Below are 23157 nucleotides of genomic sequence, written 5' to 3'. Positions count from 1 at the left end.
CGCGCAGGGCACGGCGCCAGGCTTCGTCGCCCAGGGGGCCTGCAGCCGCGCGCCGGGTACCGCGAGCCGCGCCAGCGCCCGCAACGGTGCCTGCGTCGACGGCACGATGAATTCGCCGACCCGCGCATCCAGTTCGGGCAGCACCGCTTCAGCCTCGCCCAGCACGATGTCGAGAAGGGTACGGCCGCCATCGAGCTCCAGCCGGTGCAGGCCCGGCACCGCCACCAGGAAATCCGCCCGCCAGTGCGCGGCGAGTTCCGTGTCCGCCACTTCCGGCAGGGACGGCATCACCGCGATGTAGTGCAGCGCGCCACCGGCCGCGCGGGCCGCGGCGAGGCGCCCCGCGTCGAACGCCAGGTCGAGGATGACGCGGTCAGCCAAGGCGCGCGCACTCCGCTTGCCGGAAGCAGCCGGCATCGTGGTCGTTGACGATGCCGATACCCTGCAGGTACGCGTACACGATGGTGGAACCGACGAACTTGAAGCCGCGCTTGCCCAGGTCCTTCGAGATGCGGTCGGACAGTTCCGTCTTCGCCATGCGGTCGGCCGGAGTGCCGATGTGGTTGCGGATCGGCTTGCCGTCCACCCAGCCCCACAGGTAGCCATCCAGTGTCTGCCCCTGCTCGCGAAGGCGCAGATAGGCCTGCGCATTCGTGATGGCCGCGGCCACCTTCAGGCGGTTACGCACGATGCCGGGGTTGGCCAGCAGTTCGGCCACCTTGTCCGGCCCGTAGGCGGCAATCCGCACCGGATCCCAGCCGTCGAACGCGGCGCGGTAGGTGTCGCGCTTGTTCAGGATGGTTTCCCACGACAGCCCCGCCTGGGCGCCCTCCAGGTTCAGCATCTCGAACAGCCGGCGCTCGTCGTGGCACGGCACGCCCCACTCATCGTCGTGGTAGGCGATATAGCGGGGATTGGCGGGATTGGCCCAGGTGCAGCGGACGGCGGTGGACATGGCGGCTGGCGGCAAGTTGACAAGCCGCCAGTATAGTGGAGCTTACTGCCCCGCCATCTGCCGCAGCTTGCGGCGCAGTTCGCGCTCGCGCCGCTGTTCCTCGTCCCAGTCGTGGACGATGGCTCGCCACAGCGACCACGCCATCAGCACGATGACGACCGTGAACGGCAGCGCGAATACGATGGTGGCCGTCTGCACCGCCTTCAGGCCGCCGGCCAGCAGCAGGCTGAGGGCGATGCCCGCGACCAGCACGCCCCAGATCACCTTGACGCGCGCCGGCGGATGCGGATTGCCGCTGGTGCTCATCATGCTCAGTACCAGCACCGCCGAGTCGCCGGACGTGACGAAGAACACCAGCACCAGCACGGTGGCGACGACCGACATCGCCGCGCCCCCCGGCAGGGCCTGGAACATCTGGAACAGCGCGGTCGACACGTCCGCCTTGACCGCTTCGGAGAGCGGCACGTGCTGCCATACTTCCATGTACAGCGCGGTACCGCCGAAGATCGAGAACCACAGGAAGGCGGCCAGCGACGGTGCCGCCACGGTACCGATGATGAATTCCCGGATCGTGCGCCCGCGCGACACGCGGGCGATGAACAGGCCCACGAACGGCGACCACGAGACCCACCAGGCCCAGTAGAAGATGGTCCAGCCGCCTACCCAGTTGGTGTCGCGGAACGGCGTCATGCGCAGGCTCATGCGCACGAATTCGGACAGGTAGGTGCCTACCGTGTTGGTCAGCGTGTCGACGATGATGACGGTCGGCCCGAGCATGAACACCGCCAATGCCAGCAGCGCCGCCAGCATCATGTTGGCGTTGGACAGGATGCGCACGCCCTTGTCGACGCCGCTCACCGCCGAGGTGATGAACAGCGCGGTGGCGACGACGATGATGGCCACCTGCGTGACCTGCGTGTTGGGCAGGCCGAACACGGACGTCAGCCCGCTGTTGATCTGCAGCGCGCCCATGCCCAGCGAAGCGGCCACGCCGAACGCGGTGGCGATCACGGCCAGCGCGTTGAACAGGCCGCCGAGCCGTTTCGGCCAGCGCCACGGCAGCGCATCTGTCACGGTGCTGATCAGCGAGCGGCCGTCGCGGCGGTACAGGAAGAAGGCGATCGCCAGCGCGACGATGCTGTACACCGCCCACGGATGCACACCCCAGTGAAACAGCGCATGGCGCATGGCGGCATTGGCCGCCTCGGGCGTGCCGGGCCGGATGCCGGGCGGCGGCGCCACGTTGAAGTGCGAAATGGGTTCGGCCACGCCCCAGAAGACCAGGCCGATGCCCATGCCGGCCGCGAACAGCATCGAGAACCAGCTTTTGGTTGAAAACTCCGGCGTTTCATCTTCTCCGCCCAGCTTCAGGTCGCCGTAGCGGCTGAATGCCAGGAACAGGGCGAACAGCACGAGGCCCAGCACGAGCCACAGGTACAGCCAGCCGAAGTTGCGGGTGATGGCGGCCAGCAGCATGTCGAATTGCGCAGCCATGGTGTCGGGCGCGAGCACGCCCCAGATGACGATCAGCAGGATGAACCCTGCCGTGAAAAACAGTTGCATGAGACCTCCTTGGATGGCGCCTTGCGGCGGCCAGCCGGCGATTATAGGGCTCCGCCCCGGAGCATGTCGGCCGATTGGCCAGCCGGCGCGCTACACTCACGGCATCACAACCGGATGGAGAAACCCATGCAATTCGAAGCACGACTGGAATGGCAGCGCAACGGCCAGCCGTTCCTGGACCAGAAATACAGCCGCGGCCACGAATGGCGCTTCGACGGCGGCCTGCGCGTGCCCGCGTCGTCCTCGCCGCTGTCGGTGCCGCTGCCGATGTCGGTGGCCGACAATGTCGATCCGGAAGAAGCGCTGGTCGCCGCCGCGGCCAGCTGCCACATGCTGTTCTTCCTGTCGATCGCGGCAAAGCGCGGCCATGTCGTGGAAAGCTATGTCGACAATCCCGTCGGTTTGCTGGAGAAGGATGGCGCCGGCCGGATGTCGATGACGAACATCACCATGCGCCCCGAGATCGTGTTCGCCGGCGGTGACTGGCCAGGCGAGGACGAGATCGCGGCGATGCACCATGAAGCGCACGACAAGTGCTACATCGCGAACTCGCTGAAGACCGAGATCACGATCGAACCGCCGATCGAGCCGGAGGGCTGATCCGCAGCGCCCCGGCGTCAGCAGCCGGGTCTGGAAAGATAAAAAAGCCCGGCGCATGCGCCGGGCTTCCATGGTTTGCGATCGAGGGTCGCGATCAAGGCCCGCGATCAAACCGGCGAGGTCATTTCGCCGGCGCGGTCGCCGGATTGGTGGTCGGATTCGCCGGGTTGGCCGGATTGTCCGTGTTGCCGCTGGATTGCTGCTGGGTGCCGACCTTGTCCTTGCTCTTCGGCATGGCCGAGCCGCCCGTGCTGCCGCTGCCGGAAGCGCCCATCGCGGTGCCGGTCTTCATGTCCTTCATGGACGAGGCCAGTTGCTGCACATGGCCCATGTGCTGGTCGATGGTGGGCTGCAGCTTCGCCGCCAGGCCTTTCACGTCGGCATCCTTGGCGTTCGACTGGGTCTTGACGACCAGCGCATGCGCTTCCTTGTGGCTCTTCACGCCGGCCATGTCGAGGTAAGCCTTGTCGAACTTCTCGCCGGACATCGCCTGCAGTTTCTTCGCCATGGCCTTGTGCTTGGCATCCGGTTCGCTAGGCAGCGTCACGTTCTTGGCCTGGGCCACGGCCTTCACTTCATCGAGCCCCTTGGTATGGTCATCCACCATTTGCTGGGCGAACGCCTTCACTTCGGCATTCTGCGACTTCTGCAGCGCGATCTTGGCGGTTTCCACCTCGGCCATGTTGGCGATCGCCATGTCCTTGAGTGCCTTTTCGTCGGCTTTCGCCAGCGACTGGGCATAAGCGGACCCCATGCCCATCAGCACGGCCAGCAGCGGCACGCCCAGGTAACTCTTCCACATCCTTGCCTTGTTCATTGCATTCTCCTGTGGTGGTCTGAAATTTTCGGGTTGTAAGACACGATACGCGACAGAAACTCGGACAAAAACTCGGACAAACTCGAACACAAACTCTGACAACAAACTGGACAAACACGGAGCGAAGCCGCTGTCAGGCTCCTTATGCGGTTTATCGAATGAGATATGCATATTACGGCGGAACGTGCGGTGGAGACGCACATTACGCTGGACCGGGTAGCGGGTGAGGCCGGGAAGCGGCGCAGGGAGTGACGCGTGGAAATGAGGCGGGAAATGAGGCGGGAAATGGGGAGGGAAATGGGGAGGGAGCGTGGCGCGGGAAAGTACACGGAAGCCAGGAGAGGCCGGCAAAAAAGGCACCGGCCGCGCGAAGCGGCCGGTGCTGGCTTCATTGGCCCGTCGCCGGGCAGTTAATTGGCGCCGGGCGTGACGGTGCCGTTACCGCCGGCATGCTTGATGAACGGCACGCGCTGGCTGACTTCGCGCAACCGTGCCCGCATGACTTCCGGCGCCGCCGGGCCGGGTGCGAACACGTACTCCTCGTCGCTGATCGTCGCGCCGCTGCGCTTGTCGACCAGGATCTGCTCGGCCGGCTGGCCGGTTTCCCGGTGTACCACGAGCAGGCTGGCCCCTTCCGGCGCCAGGTGTTCATTGCCCCATGCCACGAATGCCAGCAGGACAGGCTTGAACGCGCGACCCTTTTCGGTCAGCAGGTACTCGTAGCGCGGCGGCCGGGCACTGTACTGCCGCTTTTCCATCAGGCCGCCCGCTACCAGCCCGGCCAGCCGCCGGGTCAGCATGTTGGGCGCGATCTTCAGGCTTTTCTCAAACTCGTCGAACCGTGTGAGCCCGTAAAACGCGTCGCGCAGGATGAGAATGCTCCACCATTCGCCTACCTTGCCGAGGCTGCGCGCTATCGGACAGGGCATCTGGCCAAAATCGGTATGTTTCATTATTCCTCCCACTTGTGCACATTAAAAAACGAACGAGCGCAACAGAGGCTCTGTTTTACCCTGAAAATGGTCCGAACAAACTATCGAATAATCACCGACGGGATAAAAGAACGTGTTTTTTCACTCTGGGCTCAGCATTATGACCATTCGTGCACAGTGAATAGGCAACTGGCCGTTTGCTATGCGAGAAAAAATGATCCGGCAACGCGAACGGTGATATTTTCTATTTAATTACGGTGCATAATATATGCAGCCCGGAAGCCATCGCCAACCTTATGTCGCAGTAATCCCCATGTTATGTACCTGACGACCGACGCCACCGTTCGCAATATCCTGATCGTGGATGATTCCGCTTTCGAACAGCGCTTGCTGGCCGACCTGCTCAGCGAGTTTCCCTACCGCGTGTGCGTTGCCTTCAACGGCGAGGAAGGTTACCGCCTGGCACAGACCCGGCATCCGGACCTGATCCTGCTCGATGTGCGCATGCCCGACATGGATGGCTACACCTGCTGCCGCCTGCTGAAAGCCAACCCGGCCACGCAGGACATCCCCGTCATCTTCGTCAGCGGCACCGAATCGGCGGAAGAGCGCATCCATGGCCTGTCGATCGGCGGCGTGGACTTCGTCAGCAAGCCCTTCCTGCCGGCCGAGCTGGCCGCGCGCATCCATGTGCACCTGAACCTGATGCCGCGGCAGGAACCGGCGCCTGCGCGCTGCGCCGATGCGCCCGACATCCCATTTCTTCAGGCTGACCGGGGCGCTGGCCCGCAACGGGATCACTGAAGCGCGCTGGTACCTCCATGCCAACGGCCAGCCCCGCCTCATAGACATCCAAGTCTACGACTGCTCAGCTCTTAGCGCCAGCTCCTCGTTTAGCGAGGCAAAAATAAGTATACAAGTCGGTCTATGTTGGCTATCGTGTGAAAAACATCACGAGGAACCGCCATGGCCGCTCCCGCCGACCACCCGAAGCCGACACCGGCCGAGCTGGAATTGCTGCAGGCGCTGTGGCCGCTGGGCGCCGCCACCGCGCGCCAGGTCCACGACGCGCTGCGCGACAGCCGGCCCGAACTGGGCTATGGCGCCGTGCTGCGCCTGATGCAGGTGATGCACGGCAAGGGCCTGCTGATCCGCGACGACAGCCAGCGCTCCCATGTGTACGCACCCGCGCAGCCGCGCGACGCCTTGCAGACGAATTTGCTGAAAGACCTGTTGCAGCGCGCTTTTGCCGGTTCCGCCAAGGCACTGGTGCTGGCCGCGCTGAAAACCGGCATCTCGCGCAAGGACCGCGAGGAGATCGAACGCATGCTCCGGGAGGAAAAAGAATGACGGCGATGCTCTTGCGGCCTGGCGGCATCGTCGATGCGCTGGGCTGGACCCTCGTGCATTTCCTGTGGCAGGGCGCGCTTGCCGGTACCGTCACCGCGCTGGTGCTGGCCGCGCTGCGCGACGCCCGGCCGCAGCTGCGCTATGCGGTGGCCTGCGCCGGCCTGCTGGCCTGCGTGCTGTGGCCGGCCGCCACGCTGGCACTGCGGCTGCACGATGCCACGGCGGCAGCGGGCAGCGGTGGTGTCGTCCAGCTGGATGGTCACTCGCAGGCCGGCGGGCTCGCCGGCCTGGTGCAGGCGCACATGGGCTGGATCGTCGCGGCCTGGGCGGCATGCTGCATGGCGCTGCTGGCCCGTACGGCACTCGGCATGGCATGGATCGCCCGTGCCGTGCGCACCGGCGCACACGATCCATCGTGGCAGGCGCGGCTGGACCGGCTGGCCGGCGCGATGGGCGTGGCGCGCCGGGTGCGGCTGCGCGTCGTGCAGGGCCTGGCCAGCCCGCTCGCGGCGGGCTGCTGGCGCCCCGTCGTGCTGGTGCCGGCCAGCCTGCTGTCGGGCATGCCGCCGGACCTGCTGCACGCGCTGCTGGCACATGAAATGGCCCATATCCGCCGCCACGACTACCTGGTGAATGTATTGCAGAACCTGGCCGAGACCCTGCTGTTCTACCACCCCGCCGTGTGGTGGCTGTCGCGCCGCATCCGGTTCGAACGCGAACTGGTCGCGGACGATCTGGCCGCTGGCCACGCCGGTGGTCCGCGCCGGCTGGCGCATGCCCTGTCCGAACTGGAAAAACGCCAGTTCGCCCACCACGAACCGGCCCTCGCGGCCGATGGAGGAGACTTGATGAAGCGTGTTACCCGACTGCTGCGCCCCGCCACCCGGCGCGATCCTTCGACCACCGTCGCCACCGCGCTGGCCGCCGTGCTGCCGGCACTGGCGCTGGCCGGCGCCTTCTTCGCCGGCGCGGCGCAGGCGGACGTGGTGACGACCAATCCGGACAAGCGAGCCGTCGTCGACTTCAAGACCTGCGCCAAGCCGGTGTGGCCGAAAGCGTCGCTGGCGGCCCACCACACGGGTACCGTGACGCTGGCCTTCCTGATCGACACGGATGGCACCGTGGGCGATGCGGAGGTGAAGCAGTCCAGCGGCCACCCGGCACTGGATGAAGCCGCGCGCGAAGGAATCCGCAAATGCCGGTTCGTTCCCGGCGTGAAGGACGGCAAGCCGGTCGCGTCATGGATGCGCATGCAATACACGTGGCTGCTCAAGTGAGGCGTCGCCTCCTGCCCATCCTGGTGACGGCCGCCGGTTGTGCAGCCATGTTCGCCAGTGCAGCCAGTGCCGCCGACCTGCCCGCCCATCCCTTCGTTTCCACCACCGGCAAGGCGCAGATTTGGGTGGCGCCCGACATCGCCGCCCTGTACTTCGACACCGGCGCGCAGGATGGCAGCGCCGAACAAGCCGCGGCCTCGCTCGATGAACTGTCGACCGCCATCGCCGCGCTGCTGGCCGAACATGGCGTGGCCGAGAACGATATCGACGGGTCGGAACTGGCGAAGAAAACCGTGGCCCTGTCGAAACCGGCGGCGGACGGCGGCACCAGCGCCTATCTGCTGACGCGCCACTACCGGGTGCAGGTGCGCGACCTGGGCCGCCTGCCCGGCCTGGTGGCGGCGCTGCTGGCACGCGACCACGTGGACAGCCTGAGCGCCTCGTTCGAACGCACCGACAAGGACAGCATCGACCGCGAGCTGATGGGCCAGGCGGCGGCCGATGCGCGCGCCAACGGCACCCTGCTGGCGGAAGCGTTCGGCCGCAAGCTGGGCCCGGCCGTGGCGATCGCGCGCGCGCCGCTGGACAAGATGGGCCAGGCCTTGCTGGAACCGCCGGGCGCAGGCAGGCCCACGCTGCCGGCGGCACAGGGCATCAAGGCGTATTCGGTGCCGCCGGCGATCCCGTTCGCGCAGTCGGTGACGGCGGTGTTCAAGCTCGGCGGCCCTTCCGCCGATACCGCGGCCGCCCGCAAAGCGTCGCGCTGACCAGGCGGGCCGGCGCTCAGTCCCGCGCCAGCACCGCCAGCAGGCCGGCCACGTCCACGCCGCTGTCCTGCCGCAAGGTGCACCGCTCCAGTGCCAGTACGGCAAAACCATGGCGGGCGGCGAGGCGCTGCAGGTAGGCGGTGGCATGCGCATAGCGGCCGGATGGGCGCAGCGCGTAGCCGGCTTCTTCCTTGCCAGTTCCACTGCCCTCCTTTCTGCTGCTGTCCAGCACCTCGACCGAGAAGGCGAACCGGCCACCGGCGCGCAATGCCTGCCGGGCGGCGCCGAACAGCGCATCCAGGTCGCCGATGTACACCAGCACGTCCGCCGCGGCCAGCACGTCCCACTGCCGGCCGCTGTCCCGCAGGTAGGGTTCGATGCCGGCGCATGCCAGTTCATCGTAGACGCCCAGCTCCCCGGCCCGGGCCAGCATCGCGCGCGACAGGTCGACGCCGCCCAGGTGGCGCGCCAGGGGCCGCAGTTGCGGGCCGCACAGGCCGGTGCCGCAACCCAGGTCCAGCACGTCGAAGCCGTTGCCTTCGCCCGCGCCGCCGGGCAGGTGCCGTTGCAACAGGCCGGCAAGCAGGGCCGGCGTGCGGTAGCGCAGTTCTTCGATCAGGTGCCGGTCGAAACGCGGGGCATAGCCGTCGAACAGCGCGGCCACGTAGTCCGGCGGCGATGCTGGCGGCGCCGCGCCGGCGCCCAGCGCGGCCAGCAGGTAGTCGACCGTGGCGGCGTCGGCGCCCATCTTCCTGGCCTGCCGGTAAGCGATGATGGCCGCTTCGTTACGGCCCAGCGCGCGCAGCGTGTTCGCCAGCCCGAGCTGCGCGCGAACGTAGCCGGGGCGGGCCGCCAGCGCGTGGTGCCAGCTGTCCAGCGCCGCCTCGGGCTGGCCGGCATACAGGAGCAGGCCGCCACGCCCGCACCAGGCTTCGGCATAGCCGGGGCGCAGTTGCAGCGCGCGGTCGAAGCCCTGCAGCGCCCCTTCGGTATCGCCGGTGGCCAGCAGCGAGACGGCGGCGCCGTTGACCGCTTCCGGATAGGCCGGCCGGGCGGCGAGCGCGGCGGCGAAGCCGTCCAGCGCCGCATCGTGCCGGCCCAGTTCCTGCAGCGCCAGCGCGCGGTTGCACAGCGCTTCCGGATAGCGCGGCGACAGCGCCAGCGCGGCCGCGTAGCCGTCCAGCGCTTCGTCCACGCGGCCGAGGCGGCGCAGCGCATTGGCGCGGTTGCACAGTGCCAGCGGGTAGTCCGGCTGCAGCGCCAGCGCCCGCTCATAGCTGGCCAGCGCATCGCCGTCGCACCCGGCATCCTGCTGGGCCGCGCCGAGGTTGCAATGGGCGATCGCGCGCGTGCCATCGATCGCGATGGCACGGCCGATCAGCTCCAGCGCACGCTGCGCATCGCCGCGCTGGCGTGCCAGCACCCCGGTCAGGTGCAGCGCGTCGAAGTTGGCGGGATCGTGTTGCAGGACTTGCGCATACAGCGCTTCGGCATCGGCGAAGGCGCCACGCTGGTGGTGCGCGACGGCTTGCCGCAGGAGGGAATCGGTCGTCATGGCGGTAGTCATGGCTGTATTAAAGCGGGCAACCTGACGCAGGTCAAACTCTTGTCACATTCAAACGGCAGAATACGCCTGCTTCTGTGGAGAGGGGCACACCTGGCGGAGCAACCCGCCACTACCGGCGCCGGCGGTCGGGAAATATACCGGCACCACATTCCTTCCGGCCGCTATTGCAGCGGCCAGATGCAACATCACAGCGATACGCGGGTAATCGGGTTGATCAGGTCATCAGCCATCGCGCGTTGCCGCTTCGGCGCCGATTCTGGCAGCATGGCGGCTCACCCCCGAGGAGCCGACATGAACGCCGACCTGACCCTGCTGCTGGATGAACTCGAACGATTCGGTGCCGCCAACGATGGCGGCATTGCCCGCGGCGATCCGGCAAGCGCGCAACGCATGCTGAACATCACGCGCGATACCGGCGAATTCCTGGCCGTGCTGGTGCGCGCCACGCGGGCCCGCGACATCCTGGAAATCGGCACGTCGAACGGCTACTCGACGCTGTGGCTGGCCGATGCGGCAGCTGCCGATGGCGGCAAGGTGACGACGGTCGAGCTGCACGACACCAAGTACGCGATGGCGCAGGAAAACTTCAAGCGTGCCGGGCTGGACGACCGGATCGATGCGCTGAACGCCGATGCGGGCGAAGTGCTGCGGGTGGCCGGCGATGCGGCCTATGACCTGGTATTCCTGGATTCGGACCGCGCGCAGTATGCCGGCTGGTGGCCGGAGATTCGCCGCGTGCTGCGCCCGCGCGGCATGCTGGTGGTCGACAACGCGGTCTCGCATGCCGACGAGATGGCGTCCTTCATCGACGCCGTGAAAGCCGATGGCTTCACGTGCAGCCTGGTCCCGGTCGGCAAGGGCGAATTCCTCGCCACGCGGGGATGACAGGCGCTACTGAAAGAAGCCAGAGGAATTGCCGAGCTCGTGTCAGCGTGCCTGGAAGGAGTGATCCCTTGCAAGGGATCACCGCATTGCAGGCGCGGTGCGGTGCACCACGAATTCCCTGCAATGCCACGCTGACACAGGCTGAGCGGTTGAGCAGCCGGGCTCGTGTCATGGTGCCGTGTCACGCCGACATGAACTCAGTCGATGTACGTCAGCCCCGCGGCGGCCAGCGGCTCGCGCATCCGGTACATGTCCAGCCCCAGCACGCCGCTGGCCAGCTTCGCGCGCTTCTCGCCTTCCAGGTCTTCGCGCCTTTGCGCCACGTCCGCCACGCGCGCGGCATCGGCGGCCGGCACGACGACGACGCCGTCTTCATCGGCCACGATCACGTCGCCCGGATTGACCAGCGCGCCGGCGCACAGCACGGGGATGTTGACGGAGCCCAGGGTGGACTTGATGCAGCCCTTGGCGCTGATGCACTTGCTCCACACGGGGAAGCCCATCTCGCGCAGGAATTTCACGTCGCGCACGCCGGCGTCGATCACCAGCCCCTTCGCGCCGCGCGCCTGGAAGCTGGTGGCCAGCAGGTCGCCGAAGTAGCCGTCCGTGCAATCGGCCGTGATGGCGGCCACCACGATGTCGCCCGGCTGGATCTGTTCCGCGACGACGTGCATCATCCAGTTGTCGCCCGGGTGCAGCAGCACGGTGACGGCGGTACCGGTGGCTTCGGCGCCCTGCCAGATGGGGCGCATATAGGGTTTCAGCAGGCCGACGCGGCCCATCGCCTCGTGCACCGTGGCGCTGCCGAATGTCGCCAGTTGGGCGACGGCGGCCGGGTCGGCCCGTTCGATGTTGCGCTTGACGATGCCCAGCTGGTTGATCAGGGGAGCGGCCATGTCATTGTCCTTTCGCGGTCAGTTGCGCATCCAGGCGCGGGAACACGCGGCGCGCATTGCCTTCGAAGATCGCGAAGCGTTCCTCGTCGGTGAGATTGGCGGCCTGGATGTAGCGTTTCGTGTCGTCGTAATAGTTGCCGGTTTCCGGGTCGATGCCGCGCACGGCGCCGATCATCTCGGAAGCGAACAGCACGTTCTTCACCGGGATCACCTTCGTCAACAGGTCGATGCCCGGCTGGTGATAGACGCAGGTGTCGAAGAAAATGTTGTTCAGCAGGTGTTCGGCCAGCGGCGGCTTCTTCATTTCCTGCGCCAGGCCGCGGAAGCGTCCCCAGTGGTACGGCACCGCGCCGCCGCCGTGCGGGATCAGGAATCGCAAGGTCGGGAAATCCTTGAACAGGTCGCTCGTCAGGCATTGCATGAAGGCCGTGGTATCGGCGTTCAGGTAATGCGCGCCCGTGGTGTGGAAGCACGCGTTGCAGCTGGTGGAGACGTGGATCATCGCCGGGATGTCGTATTCCACCATCTTTTCATAGATGGGGTACCAGTGGCGGTCGGACAGCGGCGGCGCCGTCCAGTGCCCGCCGGACGGATCGGGGTTCAGGTTCAGGCCCACCGCCCCGTATTCCTTCACGCATTTTTCCAGCTCGGGAATGCAGCTGGCCGGATCCACGCCGGGCGACTGCGGCAGCATTGCCGCCGTCGCGAAATGGTCCGGGAACAGTTGCGCCACGCGGGCGCATAGTTCGTTGCAGATCGCCGCCCAGGTAGCGCTGGTATTGAAGTCGCCGATATGGTGCGCCATGAAGCTGGCGCGCGGCGAGAAGATCGTCAGGCTTGATCCCCGTTCCTTCATCAGGCGCAGCTGGTTGGCTTCGATCGTGTCGCGCAGCTCGTCGTCGGAGATCTTCAGGTCGGACACGCGCGGGCCCAGCTCCGGCGTGTTCAGGTTGGCGACCTGCCGGTTGCGCCATTCCTCCAGCGCCCTGGGCGCCGTGGTGTAGTGGCCATGGCAGTCGATGATCAGTGGCTTTTTCATCTGATTCGTATCCTTAACAAGGTATCAAGACTTCGCCGCGCATGATGGGGCGGGCGGTGCGCAGCAGTGCCGCGCGGGTGACCTGCTGGCCGTCGACATCCAGTTCGACGGAAAACTCGCCGGTCGGATGTTCGACCGATACCGCCTTCGTGCGGCCGGCCGGCACGCTGGCGATGCCCTGCGTGATCGCGCCGTCCAGCACGCAGGCCGTGGCAACGGTGACCGCTGCCAGCACACCGATGGAGTCGTGGCAGACGTGCGGAATGAAGCAGCGCGTGGCAATCGTGCCACCCGCCGCAGGGGGCGCCACGAGGCACATCTTCGGGTAGTTCTTCGCCTTCACGTCGCCCAGGCCCATCAGCGGGCCGCAAGCCAGGCGTAGCGCCTCGAGCTTGTCCTTCAGCGCCGCGTGGCCGTTCAGGTAAGCCGCGCTTTCGTCGCCGGCGATACCGAAATCGGCGGCGCGCACCAGCACCATCGGCATGCCGTTGTCGATCAGCGTTGCCGCGACGGTGCCGAGGCCGGGCACGGCGACGTGGTCGAGCGCGCGGCCGCTCGGCAGCAGCGCCGGGCATACCGAACCGGCCGTGTCGAGGAACTCGATGCTGACCGGCGCTGCGCCGCCGGGCACGCCGTCGATGCGCGTGGTGCCCGTGTACTGCAGGCGTCCTGCCGGCGTGGGCACCGTCACGTCGCATTGCATGCCGGTGTTCAGGGTGAGGATGCGCGCCGCCGTCATGCCATCGCCGATGGGCAGCAGGCCCCGTTCCAGCGCGAACGGCAGCACGGCGGCCAGCATGTTGCCGCAATTGGGCGTCACGTCCACCGTGTCGCTGTCCGGCTGCAGCTGGGCGAACAGGAAGTCGAGGTCGACGCCCGGCATGATACTGCGGCGCACGATGCCGACCTTGCTGGTCAGCGGATGCGCGCCGCCCAGGCCGTCGATCTGGCGCGGATCGGGCGAGCCCAGGGCGGCCAGCAGCACCTTGTCGCGCTGTGCCGGATCGGCCGGCAGGTCGGCCTCGACGAAGAACGGGCCGCGCGAGGTGCCGCCCCGCATCAGCATGCAGGGCACGGCGCGCAGGTCGGAGGGAGCGTATTCCATGGCACGGTTGACGTGAGTTGACATGCCGGCCAGTATCCGTGGCGGCGCCTGCCGCGTGGTTGCGTTGTGCCCGGCGTTTTGTTCTAATTCCCTTATCGCCCTTCTTCCGGTCCGCTTCGATGTCCCTGGTCAGCCTGCGTCACCTGCACGCCTTTTCCGTGGTTGCCGCCACCGGCGGCATCCGCCGCTCTTCCGATGCGCTGTTCCGTGCCTCGTCGGCGGTAGCACGCTCCGTGACCGCGCTGGAGGCCAGCCTCGGCGTGCTGCTGTTCGAGCGCAAGGGCCGCGGCATGCTGCTGACAGCGGCCGGCCAGCTGGCGAAACTGCGCGCCGACCGCATCGAGGCCGAATTACGCGACGTGCGCGACGACGCCGTGCGCCTGCGCGAAAAATGGCTGGAAAAGGCCGTGGACCGGGGCGCCGCCAGCAACGATCGAGGAAAATTCAGCGGCAATGTCGGCGGCATCGAGGCGCTGCTGAATGAACGCCGGCTGCAGGCCGCCGTGCTGCTGGCCGAAGTGCACCACATGCCCACGGTGGCGCACACGGTGGGCACCTCGCAATCGGCCGTCAGCCAGGCCATCGCGCGGCTGGAAGACATGCTGGGCCAGCCGCTGTTCCTGCGCACCGCGCACGGCATGGTGCCCACCGACGCGGGCCGGCGCTGGGTGGAACGGTTCGAACGCGTGCTGGCCGAGCTGCGGCACATCCCGGAAGACATCGCCGCGCTGGCCGGCGTGGTGGAAGGCGTGGTCACCGTGGGCGCCTTGCCGCTGGCGCGTTCGCAACTGCTGCCGGGCGCGATCGCGGCCGTGCTGCAAAAGCATCCGCGGCTGCGCATCCGCTCGCTGGAAAGCCCGTACGAGGAATAGACGGCCGGGCTGCTGTCCGGCCGCGTCGACTTCATCGTCGGTGCGCTGCGCCAGGGTGCCGGCGACGCGTTCGAGGACCGCGTGCTGATCGAAGACCGCGTGGCCCTGATCGCCCGGCGCGGCCACCCGCTGGCCGCGCCGAACGGTGCACGCCACGTTACCGATGCCGAGCTGGCCGGCTACCCGTGGGTACTGTCGCGCGCCGGCACGCCGCTGCGCGAATCGCTGGAAGCGTTTTTCTGCGGCCGTGGCGTGGCCCCGCCGCTGCCGGCGGTGGAAACGGGCGACCTGGCGCTGCTGCGCGGCCTGCTGGTGGAAAGCGACATGCTGACAGTCCTGTCGGCCCACCAGCTGCACCATGAAATCACCACCGACCAGCTGGCGGTGCTGCCCTACGACATGGCCGGACTCGAACGCCGCATCGGCCTGATCACCCGGCGCGGCGCCCACCTGTCGCCCGGCGCCAACGCACTGCTGGCCGAGATCGACGCCTGCGCCGCCCGCTGGCGCTGACGCTTCCCCGCGCTTTACATTTCTTCACCTCCGCCCGAATCCGATAAGCAGATTGCAACGCTGCGGCAGGTAATGGCAATACTTCCCGGAACGCCAAAACGTACACTTGCCCTGCGGTGATGCCTGATATTCACGGATGGCATTACCGGGCAGGTCCGCGCCGCCACACGCGCTGCCCGACCAAAACAGGTGTTTACCAATTGGAGACTTAATGAATACCGTACAATCGCTCGACGTCCGGGCCACCATCAACGGCCGCCCCATGAGCGGCTACCAGTGGCTGCTGCTGGTGCTGTGCTTCCTCATCGTGGCGACCGATGGCATGGACGTGGCCATCATGGGCTTCCTGGCGCCCGCCATCACCAGGGAATGGGGTATTTCGAAAGCGGCGTTCGGCGTCGTGATGAGTGCCGCGCCGATCGGCCTGGCCATCGGCGCACTGCTGGTCGGCCCGCTGTCGGACCGCTACGGCCGCAAGAAGCTGCTGATGTCGGCCATTTTCTGCTTCGGCCTGTTCAGTCTGCTGTGCGGCTTCGCCACCGATGTGATCAGCTTATCGGTACTGCGCTTCCTCACCGGCCTGGGCCTGGGCGCGGCGATGCCGACGACGACCACGCTGCTGTCCGAATACCTGCCCGAGAAATCGCGCAGCACGCTGCTGGCGGTGATGTTCACCGGCTTCAACCTGGGTTCCGCGCTGGTGGGCTTCGGCGCCGCCGCGATCCTGCCCGACCATGGCTGGCGCACGGTGCTGATGGTGGGCGGCGCGATTCCGCTGGCCTGCCTGCCGTTCTATCTGTGGCTGGTGCCGGAATCGACGCAGTTCCTCGTGACGAGGAAGTTCCCCGCCGAGCGCATCGCCCGCACGCTGCGCCGTGTGTGCGGCGGCGATATCCCGCAAGCCGAGACCTACACGAACAGCGAACAGGCCGTGAAGGAAGCTGCACCGGCCAAGGCGCTGCTGTCCGGCCAGTTCCGGAAGACCACGCTGTCGCTGTGGGCCACCTACTTCATGGGCCTGCTGGTGATCTACCTGCTGAGCGGCTGGCTGCCCACGCTGATCAAGGATGCCGGCCTGCCGATCGGGCGCGCCGCCAACATCACCGCGCTGTTCCAGCTGGGCGGCACCGTGGGCGCGCTGTTCGTCGGCTACTTCATGGACCGCTGGGTGCCGAACAAGGTGATCGCCACCGCCTACATCGGCGGCGCCGCCTTCATCTTGATGCTGGCATCGTCCAGCGTGGAATCGTCGCTGTTCGCGGTACTGGTGCTGCTGGCCGGCTTCTGCATGAGCGGCGCCCAGACCGGCATGAACGCCTTTGCCCCGTCCTGCTATCCGACCGCGGTGCGCGCCACGGGCGTCAGCTGGATGCTGGGCATCGGCCGCTTCGGCAGCATTTCCGGCTCCTTCCTGGGCGGCATGCTGCTGACGATGGGCTGGGGCTTCTCGGCCGTCATCTCGATCCTGGCGATTCCGGCCACGCTGGCCGCCATCGCGATCATCGCGGCCACGCTGGGCAAGCAACGCCAGGCACTTGCCTGACCTTATTTCCCTGACCTGAATGACCTGCCCCTCGTGGCCTGAACCACTGCAACGGAATACACATCATGGCTAACATCATCGGCGCGATCGCGTCTTCCCATACTCCCACGATCGGCTTCGCGCTGGACGCGAACAAGCAGCACGACGCCGTCTGGGCCCCGATCTTCAAGGCCTACGAGCCGGTGCAGCAATGGCTGGCGGAAAAGAAGCCCGACGTGCTGCTGATGATCTTCAACGATCACGTGACGTCGTTCTTCTTCGACCATTACTCGGCGTTCGCGCTGGGCATCGGCAACGAATACAAGCCGGCCGACGAAGGCGGCGGCGCGCGCGACCTGCCCGCCATCGCCGGGCACACCGGCCTGGCGCAGCACATCGGCCAGTCGCTGATGGCCGACGAATTCGACATGTCGTTCTTCCAGGACAAGCCGCTCGACCATGGCTGCTTCTCGCCGCTGTCGATCATGTGGCCGCACGATGGCGCCGGTCCGAACCCATGGCCGGGCAGTATCGTGCCGCTGCAGGTGGGCGTGCTGCAATTCCCCGTGCCGTCCGGCCGCCGCTGCTACAAGCTGGGCCAGGCGCTGCGCCGCGCCATCGAGAGCTTCCCGGAAGAGTTGAACGTGGCAATCGTGGCCACCGGCGGCCTGTCGCACCAGGTGCACGGCGAACGCGCGGGCTTCAACAACACCGAGTGGGACAGCCGCTTCCTCGACATGTTCGAATCCGATCCGGAAGCGCTGCTGGACCTGACGCACGCCGACTTCGCCCGCCTGGGCGGCTGGGAAAGCGCCGAAGTGGTGATGTGGATGATCATGCGCGGCGCGATGGCCGGCAAGATCGACTGCCTGCACCGCCAGTACTACCTGCCGTCGATGACCGGCATCGCCGTGTCGATCTATGAAAATGCGGTGCCGGTCGACCCGGCGCTGCACCGGCGCGCCGTCGAACGGCACCGCGAGCACATCGCGCACCAGACGAAAGGTGCCGAAGAGCTGGAGGGTACCTATCCGTTCACGCTGGAGACCAGTTCGCGCGCCTACCGCATCAACAAGTACCTGCACCAGCTGATCAAGCCGGAATTCCGCGCGCGCTTCAAGGAAGCGCCGGAAGCGACATACGACGAGGCCGGCCTGACGGATGACGAACGCCGGCTGGTCTCGCAGCGCGACTGGCAGGGCATGATCCGCTACGGCGTGATCTTCTTCCTGCTGGAGAAGCTGGGCGCCGCAGTCGGCGTGTCGAACCTGCACATCTACGCGGCGATGCGCGGCGAGACGCTGGAAGAGTTCCAGAAGACGCGCAACACCAAGGCCCTGTACTCGGTGGGCGGCGCGGCCAAGGACGCCGACTGGAACAAGCCGAAGCCCTGATTGTCCTGAAGCGGGCCGCCGAGCCCGCTCCCCTGATCCGATGCCGCCCTCCTCCGGCCGGGGCGCGGTATCGCTCATCCCTGCACGAACAACCATCCGATTCATTCGAGGAGACAGCATGAAGAAAACCCTGATCGCCAGCGCCATCGCCGCTTGCACGATGGCCGCCGCGTTGCCGGCGCAGGCGCAGAGTTCAGTATCAGTCTATGGACTGATCGACGGCGCCGTGGAGCACTACACCAACGCGGACGCTGCCGGCAACGGCGTCACGCGCAGCCCGAGCCTGGGCGGCGGCATGTTCCCGTCGCGTATCGGCTTCAAGGGTTCCGAAGACCTGGGCGGCGGCCTGAAAGCCATCTTCACGCTGGAAAACGGCTTCGCGCCCGATTCCGGCACCATCAACCAGGGTGGCCGGCTGTTCGGCCGGCAGGCCTGGGTCGGCCTGGCCGGCAGCTGGGGCCAGGTGACGATCGGCCGCAACTACAACATGCTGTATGTGTCGTCGTTCGACGTCGACGTGTTCGGCCCGTCGCAATACGGCCTGGGTGCGCTCGATCCGGCAGTGCCGAATGGCCGCAGCGACAATTCGGTCGCCTACAAGGGCACGTTCAACGGCGTCACGCTGGGTGCCACCTACAGCCTGGGACGCGACACGTCGGCCGCGGGCGGCGCCTCCGGCACCAACTGCGCCGGCGAATCGGCCGCCGATGCGCAAGCCTGCCGCGAATGGTCGGCGCTGCTGCGTTATGACCGTCCCACCTGGGCGGTGGTCGCTGCTTATGACCAGATCCACGGCAGCCCCACGGCGGCCAATGGCCTGAACACGAGCGACAAGACGGACAGCCGCCTGCACGTCGCCGGCTTCGTCAAGGGCAGCGACTGGAAGGTGGGCGGCGGCGTGCTGCTGCGCGAGAACGAAGGCTCGGCGACGCAGCCGAAGAGCCGGCTGTATTACCTGGGCGCGGCGTACAACGCGACGCCGCTGCTGACGATCGACGGCCAGGTGGGCAAGCTGGATTACCGCGCCACCGGCAACGATACGAAGCAGGCGCTGCTCCGTGCCACATACCTGCTGTCGACCCGCACCGCCGTCTACATCGCCGGCGGCCGGCTGGACAACGACGGCACGGCCGCCGTCGCGCTTTCCGCCGGCGGCTCCGTCGGCGCGGGCATGGGGCAGACCGGCATCATTACCGGCATCAAGCACGCGTTCTGAGCCCCGCCCGTCGGCCGCACTGGTGTCGGACTCCCGCAGGGTGTCGGACACCGGTCTTTCCGTGCCCGCTACAGAAACGGTGACAGGCTCTAATGCCATGAAGTTAAGCGTCATCCGGCATTGACAGCGCATGCATTCACCCCCAACAGCGAAAGGCTGGGGTCAGACCCGCCGGGTCTGACCCCGATCTTTGCACTTGGGGTGAATTAACTAAGCGGCATTTGAGCCTGTCACCGATTTACCAGAAACGTTTCCTTCGCCACCAGCGCCGCCGCCGCGTTGTCCATGCGCGACTCAGCCATCTCCCAAAAGTTAAAGTAAATTCTGAAGTATGCGCTTCAAGTCCTGGACTTGATATGATGGCTGCAAGCGGAACAACGGAGGCAGCCATGGACGACACAGTCTACGACGAGGCCCGTGCCGACTGGCGCACGGCGCAATGCGTCGATACGGGCGTAAAGGTATCGCTGGCCGATGGCGTCACGCCCGCGCTCGAATTCATGCTGAAGTGCGGCGTGCCGCGCGGGGTGGCCATACGCGTGCTGGCCGGGCCGCGCTTCGGGCGTCCTGCGCGCTCCAGGCTCCCGGCCGCCGGCCCGGTGCCGGAACTTTACAAATCCTCGTGATGGTCGGAAGCGCCCTGCTTCCAGTACGCCGAAATCCGGCTGGCGGTACGGGGGAAGCCTTTCTCGCCATGCACCACGTCGCGCACCTGCGCGGCAATCGACGCTTCGCCACCAAACCACACGAACGCATCGCCGGCCGGTAGCGGGATCGCGCGGATCGCCTCCACCAGCGCGGCGCCGTCGGCCACTTGCCACACGTCGAGCTGCGCGGCGGTGGTGAGGGCCACGTCATCGCCGCCGGCGACGACGACGATCGCGCGCACGCCTGCAGGCAGTTCTTCCATGCGGCGCCGGATTGCCGGCAGCGCGGCCGAGTCGCCGGCCAGCAGGTGCCACGCATAGTCGGCCGCGATGATCATCGAGCCGCGCGGGCCGCCGATCGTGACGCGCTGGCCGACGGCGGCCTGGCGCGCCCAGGCCGACGCCTTGCCCTCGCCATGCAGCGCGAACTCGATCGTCAGCTCGCACGCGGCGCGGTCATGGCGGCGCGGCGTGTAGTCGCGGCGCACCGTCTCGCCGGACGGATCGTCGAAGATGAATTTCACGTGGTCGTCGAACGACGCGGAAACGAAGTCCGCAAGGTCGTCGCCGCGGAACGTGACCGCCACGAAGTGCGCGCCGAGCGGCGCCACGCCGACCACCTCCACATCGCGCCGTTTCAATTCGTGGCGCACACGCCGCACCCGGCTCGAAGTTTCCATGCCTGCTTCCATCCGCCGCTCCAATTAGTTGATAAGGTCCCCTATTCTGCGCCCGATTGGTGGACTTGGTCAACTAACTTCGCGGCGATGTTCCTCCTTGCACATTCGGTCCAATCTTGCCATAATTGAGAATAGTTCTCATTTGTATTCACACCCATTAGCATTCACACTTATTAACGCATCGCCGCCGGACATTCGCCGCCCCGGCGCCGCGTGCCACCTCACAAGCCAGCCATGCAAGCACAACCAACGATGGGGCCGCCAGCCGCCAAACCCAGAAAACCCGGCCCCGGCTGGCGCTACCGCACCGGCGTCGCGGTGCGCGCGCTGGCGGCGATCCTAGGCGGCTATGCGCTGTCCGGCGCATGGGCGGCGGCGCTGGCGCTGACCCTGCCGACCGTGCGCGTGGAAGCCGCGCTGACGGCGACGATGACGGCGCTGGCGATCTACCCCTGCGCGGCGATGTGGTGCTTCGGCGCGCGCACGGCGCAGCGCGCCGTCACCGGCCTGGCGATCGCCGGCGTGGTGCCCGCCGCCATCCTGCTGCTGAAGGGGGCCGCATGAAAGAAGGCATCCGCCAGTCGATGGCATGGCTGCATACCTGGTCCGGCCTGCTGGTGGGCTGGATCCTGTTCATGGTGTTCGCGGCCGGCACCGCCAGCTACTTCCGCGACGAAATCACGCTGTGGATGAAGCCCGAGCTGCACGGCGTGGCGCACGCGGTGGTGCCGCAGGCGGTGGCGGTGACCAACGCCGTCGAAACGCTGCAGGACAAGGCGCCGAAGTCGCAGCGCTGGTTCATCACGCTGCCGACCGAGCGCGAGCCCGGCCTGCGCGTGAGCTACAACGCCAAGCCGCCGCCGGGCGAAGGCGGCGGCCGCCGGCGCAACCTGAAGAACTTGACGCTCGATCCGGCCACGGGCGCCGAACTGTCGGCACCGCGCGAGACGCGCGGCGGCGATTTCCTGTACCGCCTGCACTTCGACCTGCATTACATGTCGCCCCTCTGGGGCCGCTGGATCGTCGGCTTCTGCGCCATGTTCATGCTGGTGGCGATCCTGTCGGGCATCGTCACGCACAAGCGCATCTTCAAGGACTTCTTCACGTTCCGGCCGAAAAAGGGCCAGCGTTCGTGGCTGGACTTCCACAACGTCTCGGCCGTGCTGGCCCTGCCCTACCACCTGATGATCACGTACACCGGACTGCTGACGCTGATGTTCATGTACTTCCCGCAGGGCATACAGGCGGTGTACCAGGACAAGCAGGAGACCTTCTTCTCCGAACTGTTCGGCAATCCGCCATCGGACGCCAAGGCGGCCCGCGTGCCCGCGCCGCTGGCACCGCTGGCGCCGATGGTCGAACAGGCCACGCGCACGTGGAACGGCGCGCCGGTCGGCCGGGTGACGGTGGCCTTCCCGAACGACGCCAACGCCACCGTCTCGATCACGCAGCAGACCGGCCACGCCATCAGCTACGACGTGCCGACCATCGTATTCGACGGCGTGACCGGCCGCGTGGCATCGGCCGCGCCGGAACACAGCGGCGCGGCCAAGGATACCCGCGGCGTGATGTACGGCCTGCACGTGGCGCGCTTCGGCGATCCGTTCACGCGCTGGCTGTTCTTCACCTGCGGCCTGGCCGGCTGCCTGATGGTGGCCACCGGCCTGCTGCTGTGGGCCGTGAAGGAACGGCCGAAGCACCTGAAGGCCCATGCCGGGAAAGTCGGCTTCAGCCTGCGGCTGGTGGATGGCCTGAACATCGCCGCCGTGGCCGGCCTGCCGCTGGCGATGGCCGTGTACTTCTGGGCCAACCGGCTGATCGAGACGGGCATCGCGCAGCGGCCGGAAGCGGAAATCCGCTGGTTCTTCACGGCGTGGGGCATCGCCGCCATCGCCGCGCTGGTCAAGCCGGGGCGCCCGATGTGGCGAATCCAGCTGGCGCTCGGCGGCCTGGCATTCGCCCTGCTGCCGCTGCTGAACGGCGTCACGGGCGGCGCCCACCTCGGTACCAGCATGGCCCGGGGCATCTGGGCGGTGGCCGGCTTCGACCTGGTGACCCTGCTGCTGGGCGCCTTCCTGCTGTACAGCAGCCATTACCTGGGCAAGGCCAGGGCGCCGAAGGCCGCCCGTGCCGCCCCGACACCAGGCGGACCTGATTCCAAGCCTGGACTTGCCGGGAGCAACGCATGAGCGCCGCCATCTTCTTCACCATCGCCGCGCTGGGCGCGGCCGTCGCCGGGTTCGGCGGCCTGGGCCTGGCCATGGACCGGCACTGGGAAGCCATCCACGGCCGCGGCAGCGTGCCGGCGCCATCGCTGCGCCGCATGCTGCAGCTGGGCGGCAGCGCCGCGCTGGCGATCTCGCTGTGGTGCTGCCTGGCCGTGCACGAGGCGGACAATGCCGGCCAGGCCATCGTACTGTGGTGCGGCGTGCTGTCGGTGGCCGCATGGGGTTCGGTGGCGGTGATGACCTATGCCGCGCAACACGCGCGCCACTCGGCGGCCGGCGCCGCGTTCGTGGCCTGCGCCACCGCCGTGCTGGCGCTGGTGCTGCGCTGAAGG

Annotated in this window: 24 protein-coding genes; 15 read left to right on the top strand and 9 right to left on the bottom strand. The window is 67.2% G+C overall.

The window, feature by feature from the left end; translation table 11 throughout:
• Positions 1-373: 373 nt before the first annotated feature.
• Positions 374-955 carry a DNA-3-methyladenine glycosylase I gene (locus tag OU994_RS04640; RefSeq protein WP_281609807.1) on the bottom strand — a complete coding sequence of 194 codons (582 nt, stop codon included), beginning with the start codon at positions 953-955 and terminating at the stop codon, positions 374-376.
• Positions 956-997: 42 nt separating this feature from the next.
• A complete protein-coding gene (locus OU994_RS04635) occupies positions 998-2518 on the bottom strand; it encodes a BCCT family transporter (RefSeq protein ID WP_281609806.1) in 1521 nt (506 codons plus the stop codon).
• A 126-nt stretch (positions 2519-2644) separates the two neighbouring features.
• On the opposite strand from OU994_RS04635, the gene OU994_RS04630 reads away from it, so the two are divergent.
• Complete coding sequence (locus OU994_RS04630; RefSeq protein ID WP_281609805.1) at positions 2645-3118, top strand: OsmC family protein; 474 nt, start codon at positions 2645-2647, stop codon at positions 3116-3118.
• Positions 3119-3239: 121 nt separating this feature from the next.
• Here the strand turns inward: OU994_RS04630 and OU994_RS04625 are convergent, their stop codons facing one another.
• Together OU994_RS04625 and OU994_RS04620 are read right to left on the bottom strand one after the other, a co-directional pair.
• The gene (locus tag OU994_RS04625) at positions 3240-3935 is read right to left on the bottom strand and encodes a DUF4142 domain-containing protein (protein ID WP_131147935.1); all 696 of its coding nucleotides are present in this window, start codon (positions 3933-3935) and stop codon (positions 3240-3242) included.
• Positions 3936-4345: 410 nt separating this feature from the next.
• A complete protein-coding gene (locus OU994_RS04620; RefSeq protein WP_131147936.1) occupies positions 4346-4888 on the bottom strand; it encodes a helix-turn-helix domain-containing protein in 543 nt (180 codons plus the stop codon).
• A gap of 297 nt (positions 4889-5185) precedes the next feature.
• Here OU994_RS04620 and OU994_RS04615 point away from each other — a divergent pair, with 297 nt between their 5' ends.
• The 4 genes from OU994_RS04615 to OU994_RS04600 all read left to right on the top strand — a co-directional run bounded on the left by OU994_RS04615 (position 5186) and on the right by OU994_RS04600 (position 8261).
• Positions 5186-5671: a response regulator gene (locus tag OU994_RS04615; protein WP_131147937.1), complete on the top strand. Its 486-nt coding sequence runs from the start codon at positions 5186-5188 to the stop codon at positions 5669-5671.
• A 162-nt stretch (positions 5672-5833) separates the two neighbouring features.
• A complete protein-coding gene (locus OU994_RS04610) occupies positions 5834-6217 on the top strand; it encodes a BlaI/MecI/CopY family transcriptional regulator (RefSeq protein WP_281609804.1) in 384 nt (127 codons plus the stop codon).
• Positions 6214-7494, top strand: coding sequence for a M56 family metallopeptidase (locus OU994_RS04605; protein ID WP_281609803.1), 1281 nt, complete (start codon positions 6214-6216; stop codon positions 7492-7494). Before OU994_RS04610 ends, OU994_RS04605 begins: the two co-directional genes overlap by 4 nt.
• Positions 7491-8261, top strand: a complete 771-nt coding sequence (locus OU994_RS04600; RefSeq protein ID WP_281609802.1) for an SIMPL domain-containing protein — start codon at positions 7491-7493, stop codon at positions 8259-8261. Before OU994_RS04605 ends, OU994_RS04600 begins: the two co-directional genes overlap by 4 nt.
• A gap of 16 nt (positions 8262-8277) precedes the next feature.
• On the opposite strand, the gene OU994_RS04595 is transcribed toward OU994_RS04600, so the two are convergent.
• On the bottom strand, positions 8278-9816 hold the full coding sequence (locus OU994_RS04595; protein WP_281609801.1) for a tetratricopeptide repeat protein: 1539 nt from the start codon (positions 9814-9816) through the stop codon (positions 8278-8280).
• Positions 9817-10119: 303 nt separating this feature from the next.
• Here OU994_RS04595 and OU994_RS04590 point away from each other — a divergent pair, with 303 nt between their 5' ends.
• Positions 10120-10713, top strand: a complete 594-nt coding sequence (locus OU994_RS04590) for an O-methyltransferase (RefSeq protein ID WP_281609800.1) — start codon at positions 10120-10122, stop codon at positions 10711-10713.
• Between the two features lie 197 nt (positions 10714-10910).
• Here the strand turns inward: OU994_RS04590 and ligK are convergent, their stop codons facing one another.
• Genes ligK through OU994_RS04575 form a run of 3 tightly spaced genes read right to left on the bottom strand, consistent with a single transcriptional unit; the run spans position 10911 to position 13777 of the window.
• Positions 10911-11594, bottom strand: a complete 684-nt coding sequence (gene ligK / locus OU994_RS04585; protein ID WP_281611577.1) for a 4-carboxy-4-hydroxy-2-oxoadipate aldolase/oxaloacetate decarboxylase — start codon at positions 11592-11594, stop codon at positions 10911-10913.
• Between the two features lie 16 nt (positions 11595-11610).
• Positions 11611-12636: an amidohydrolase family protein gene (locus OU994_RS04580; RefSeq protein WP_281611576.1), complete on the bottom strand. Its 1026-nt coding sequence runs from the start codon at positions 12634-12636 to the stop codon at positions 11611-11613.
• A gap of 25 nt (positions 12637-12661) precedes the next feature.
• On the bottom strand, positions 12662-13777 hold the full coding sequence (locus OU994_RS04575; RefSeq protein ID WP_281609799.1) for a 4-oxalomesaconate tautomerase: 1116 nt from the start codon (positions 13775-13777) through the stop codon (positions 12662-12664).
• Positions 13778-13872: 95 nt separating this feature from the next.
• Between OU994_RS04575 and OU994_RS31705 the strand changes: the two genes are divergently transcribed.
• The 6 genes from OU994_RS31705 (at position 13873) to OU994_RS04550 (ending at position 19896) form a co-directional block, all read left to right on the top strand.
• The gene (locus tag OU994_RS31705; RefSeq protein ID WP_373922549.1) at positions 13873-14625 is read left to right on the top strand and encodes a LysR family transcriptional regulator; all 753 of its coding nucleotides are present in this window, start codon (positions 13873-13875) and stop codon (positions 14623-14625) included.
• A gap of 9 nt (positions 14626-14634) precedes the next feature.
• Complete coding sequence (locus tag OU994_RS31700) at positions 14635-15138, top strand: LysR substrate-binding domain-containing protein (protein WP_373922607.1); 504 nt, start codon at positions 14635-14637, stop codon at positions 15136-15138.
• Positions 15139-15349: 211 nt separating this feature from the next.
• Positions 15350-16681 carry an MFS transporter gene (locus tag OU994_RS04565; RefSeq protein ID WP_281609798.1) on the top strand — a complete coding sequence of 444 codons (1332 nt, stop codon included), beginning with the start codon at positions 15350-15352 and terminating at the stop codon, positions 16679-16681.
• Positions 16682-16746: 65 nt separating this feature from the next.
• A complete protein-coding gene (locus OU994_RS04560; protein WP_281609797.1) occupies positions 16747-18054 on the top strand; it encodes a gallate dioxygenase in 1308 nt (435 codons plus the stop codon).
• Between the two features lie 118 nt (positions 18055-18172).
• The gene (locus OU994_RS04555; protein ID WP_281609796.1) at positions 18173-19270 is read left to right on the top strand and encodes a porin; all 1098 of its coding nucleotides are present in this window, start codon (positions 18173-18175) and stop codon (positions 19268-19270) included.
• Positions 19271-19659: 389 nt separating this feature from the next.
• Positions 19660-19896 (top strand): hypothetical protein, encoded by a 237-nt coding sequence (locus tag OU994_RS04550; protein WP_281609795.1) that lies wholly within the window; start codon positions 19660-19662, stop codon positions 19894-19896.
• Here OU994_RS04550 and OU994_RS04545 read toward each other — a convergent pair.
• Positions 19881-20597: a siderophore-interacting protein gene (locus OU994_RS04545; protein WP_281609794.1), complete on the bottom strand. Its 717-nt coding sequence runs from the start codon at positions 20595-20597 to the stop codon at positions 19881-19883. The two genes, OU994_RS04550 and OU994_RS04545, sit on opposite strands and share 16 nt — an antisense overlap.
• A gap of 234 nt (positions 20598-20831) precedes the next feature.
• On the opposite strand from OU994_RS04545, the gene OU994_RS04540 reads away from it, so the two are divergent.
• From OU994_RS04540 to OU994_RS04530, 3 genes are read left to right on the top strand one after another with little or no spacing between them, the layout of a single operon-like run.
• On the top strand, positions 20832-21161 hold the full coding sequence (locus OU994_RS04540) for an iron transporter (protein ID WP_281609793.1): 330 nt from the start codon (positions 20832-20834) through the stop codon (positions 21159-21161).
• Positions 21158-22786 carry a PepSY domain-containing protein gene (locus tag OU994_RS04535; RefSeq protein WP_281609792.1) on the top strand — a complete coding sequence of 543 codons (1629 nt, stop codon included), beginning with the start codon at positions 21158-21160 and terminating at the stop codon, positions 22784-22786. The genes OU994_RS04540 and OU994_RS04535 overlap by 4 nt, the downstream gene beginning before the upstream one ends.
• Positions 22783-23154, top strand: coding sequence for a DUF3325 domain-containing protein (locus OU994_RS04530; RefSeq protein WP_281609791.1), 372 nt, complete (start codon positions 22783-22785; stop codon positions 23152-23154). Before OU994_RS04535 ends, OU994_RS04530 begins: the two co-directional genes overlap by 4 nt.
• The last annotated feature ends 3 nt before the right edge of the window (positions 23155-23157 follow it).

Source organism: Pseudoduganella sp. SL102, from assembly GCF_027856995.1.
Lineage (GTDB): Bacteria > Pseudomonadota > Gammaproteobacteria > Burkholderiales > Burkholderiaceae_D > Rugamonas > Rugamonas albidiflava.
This window is presented reverse-complemented; position numbering and strand designations above follow the sequence as displayed.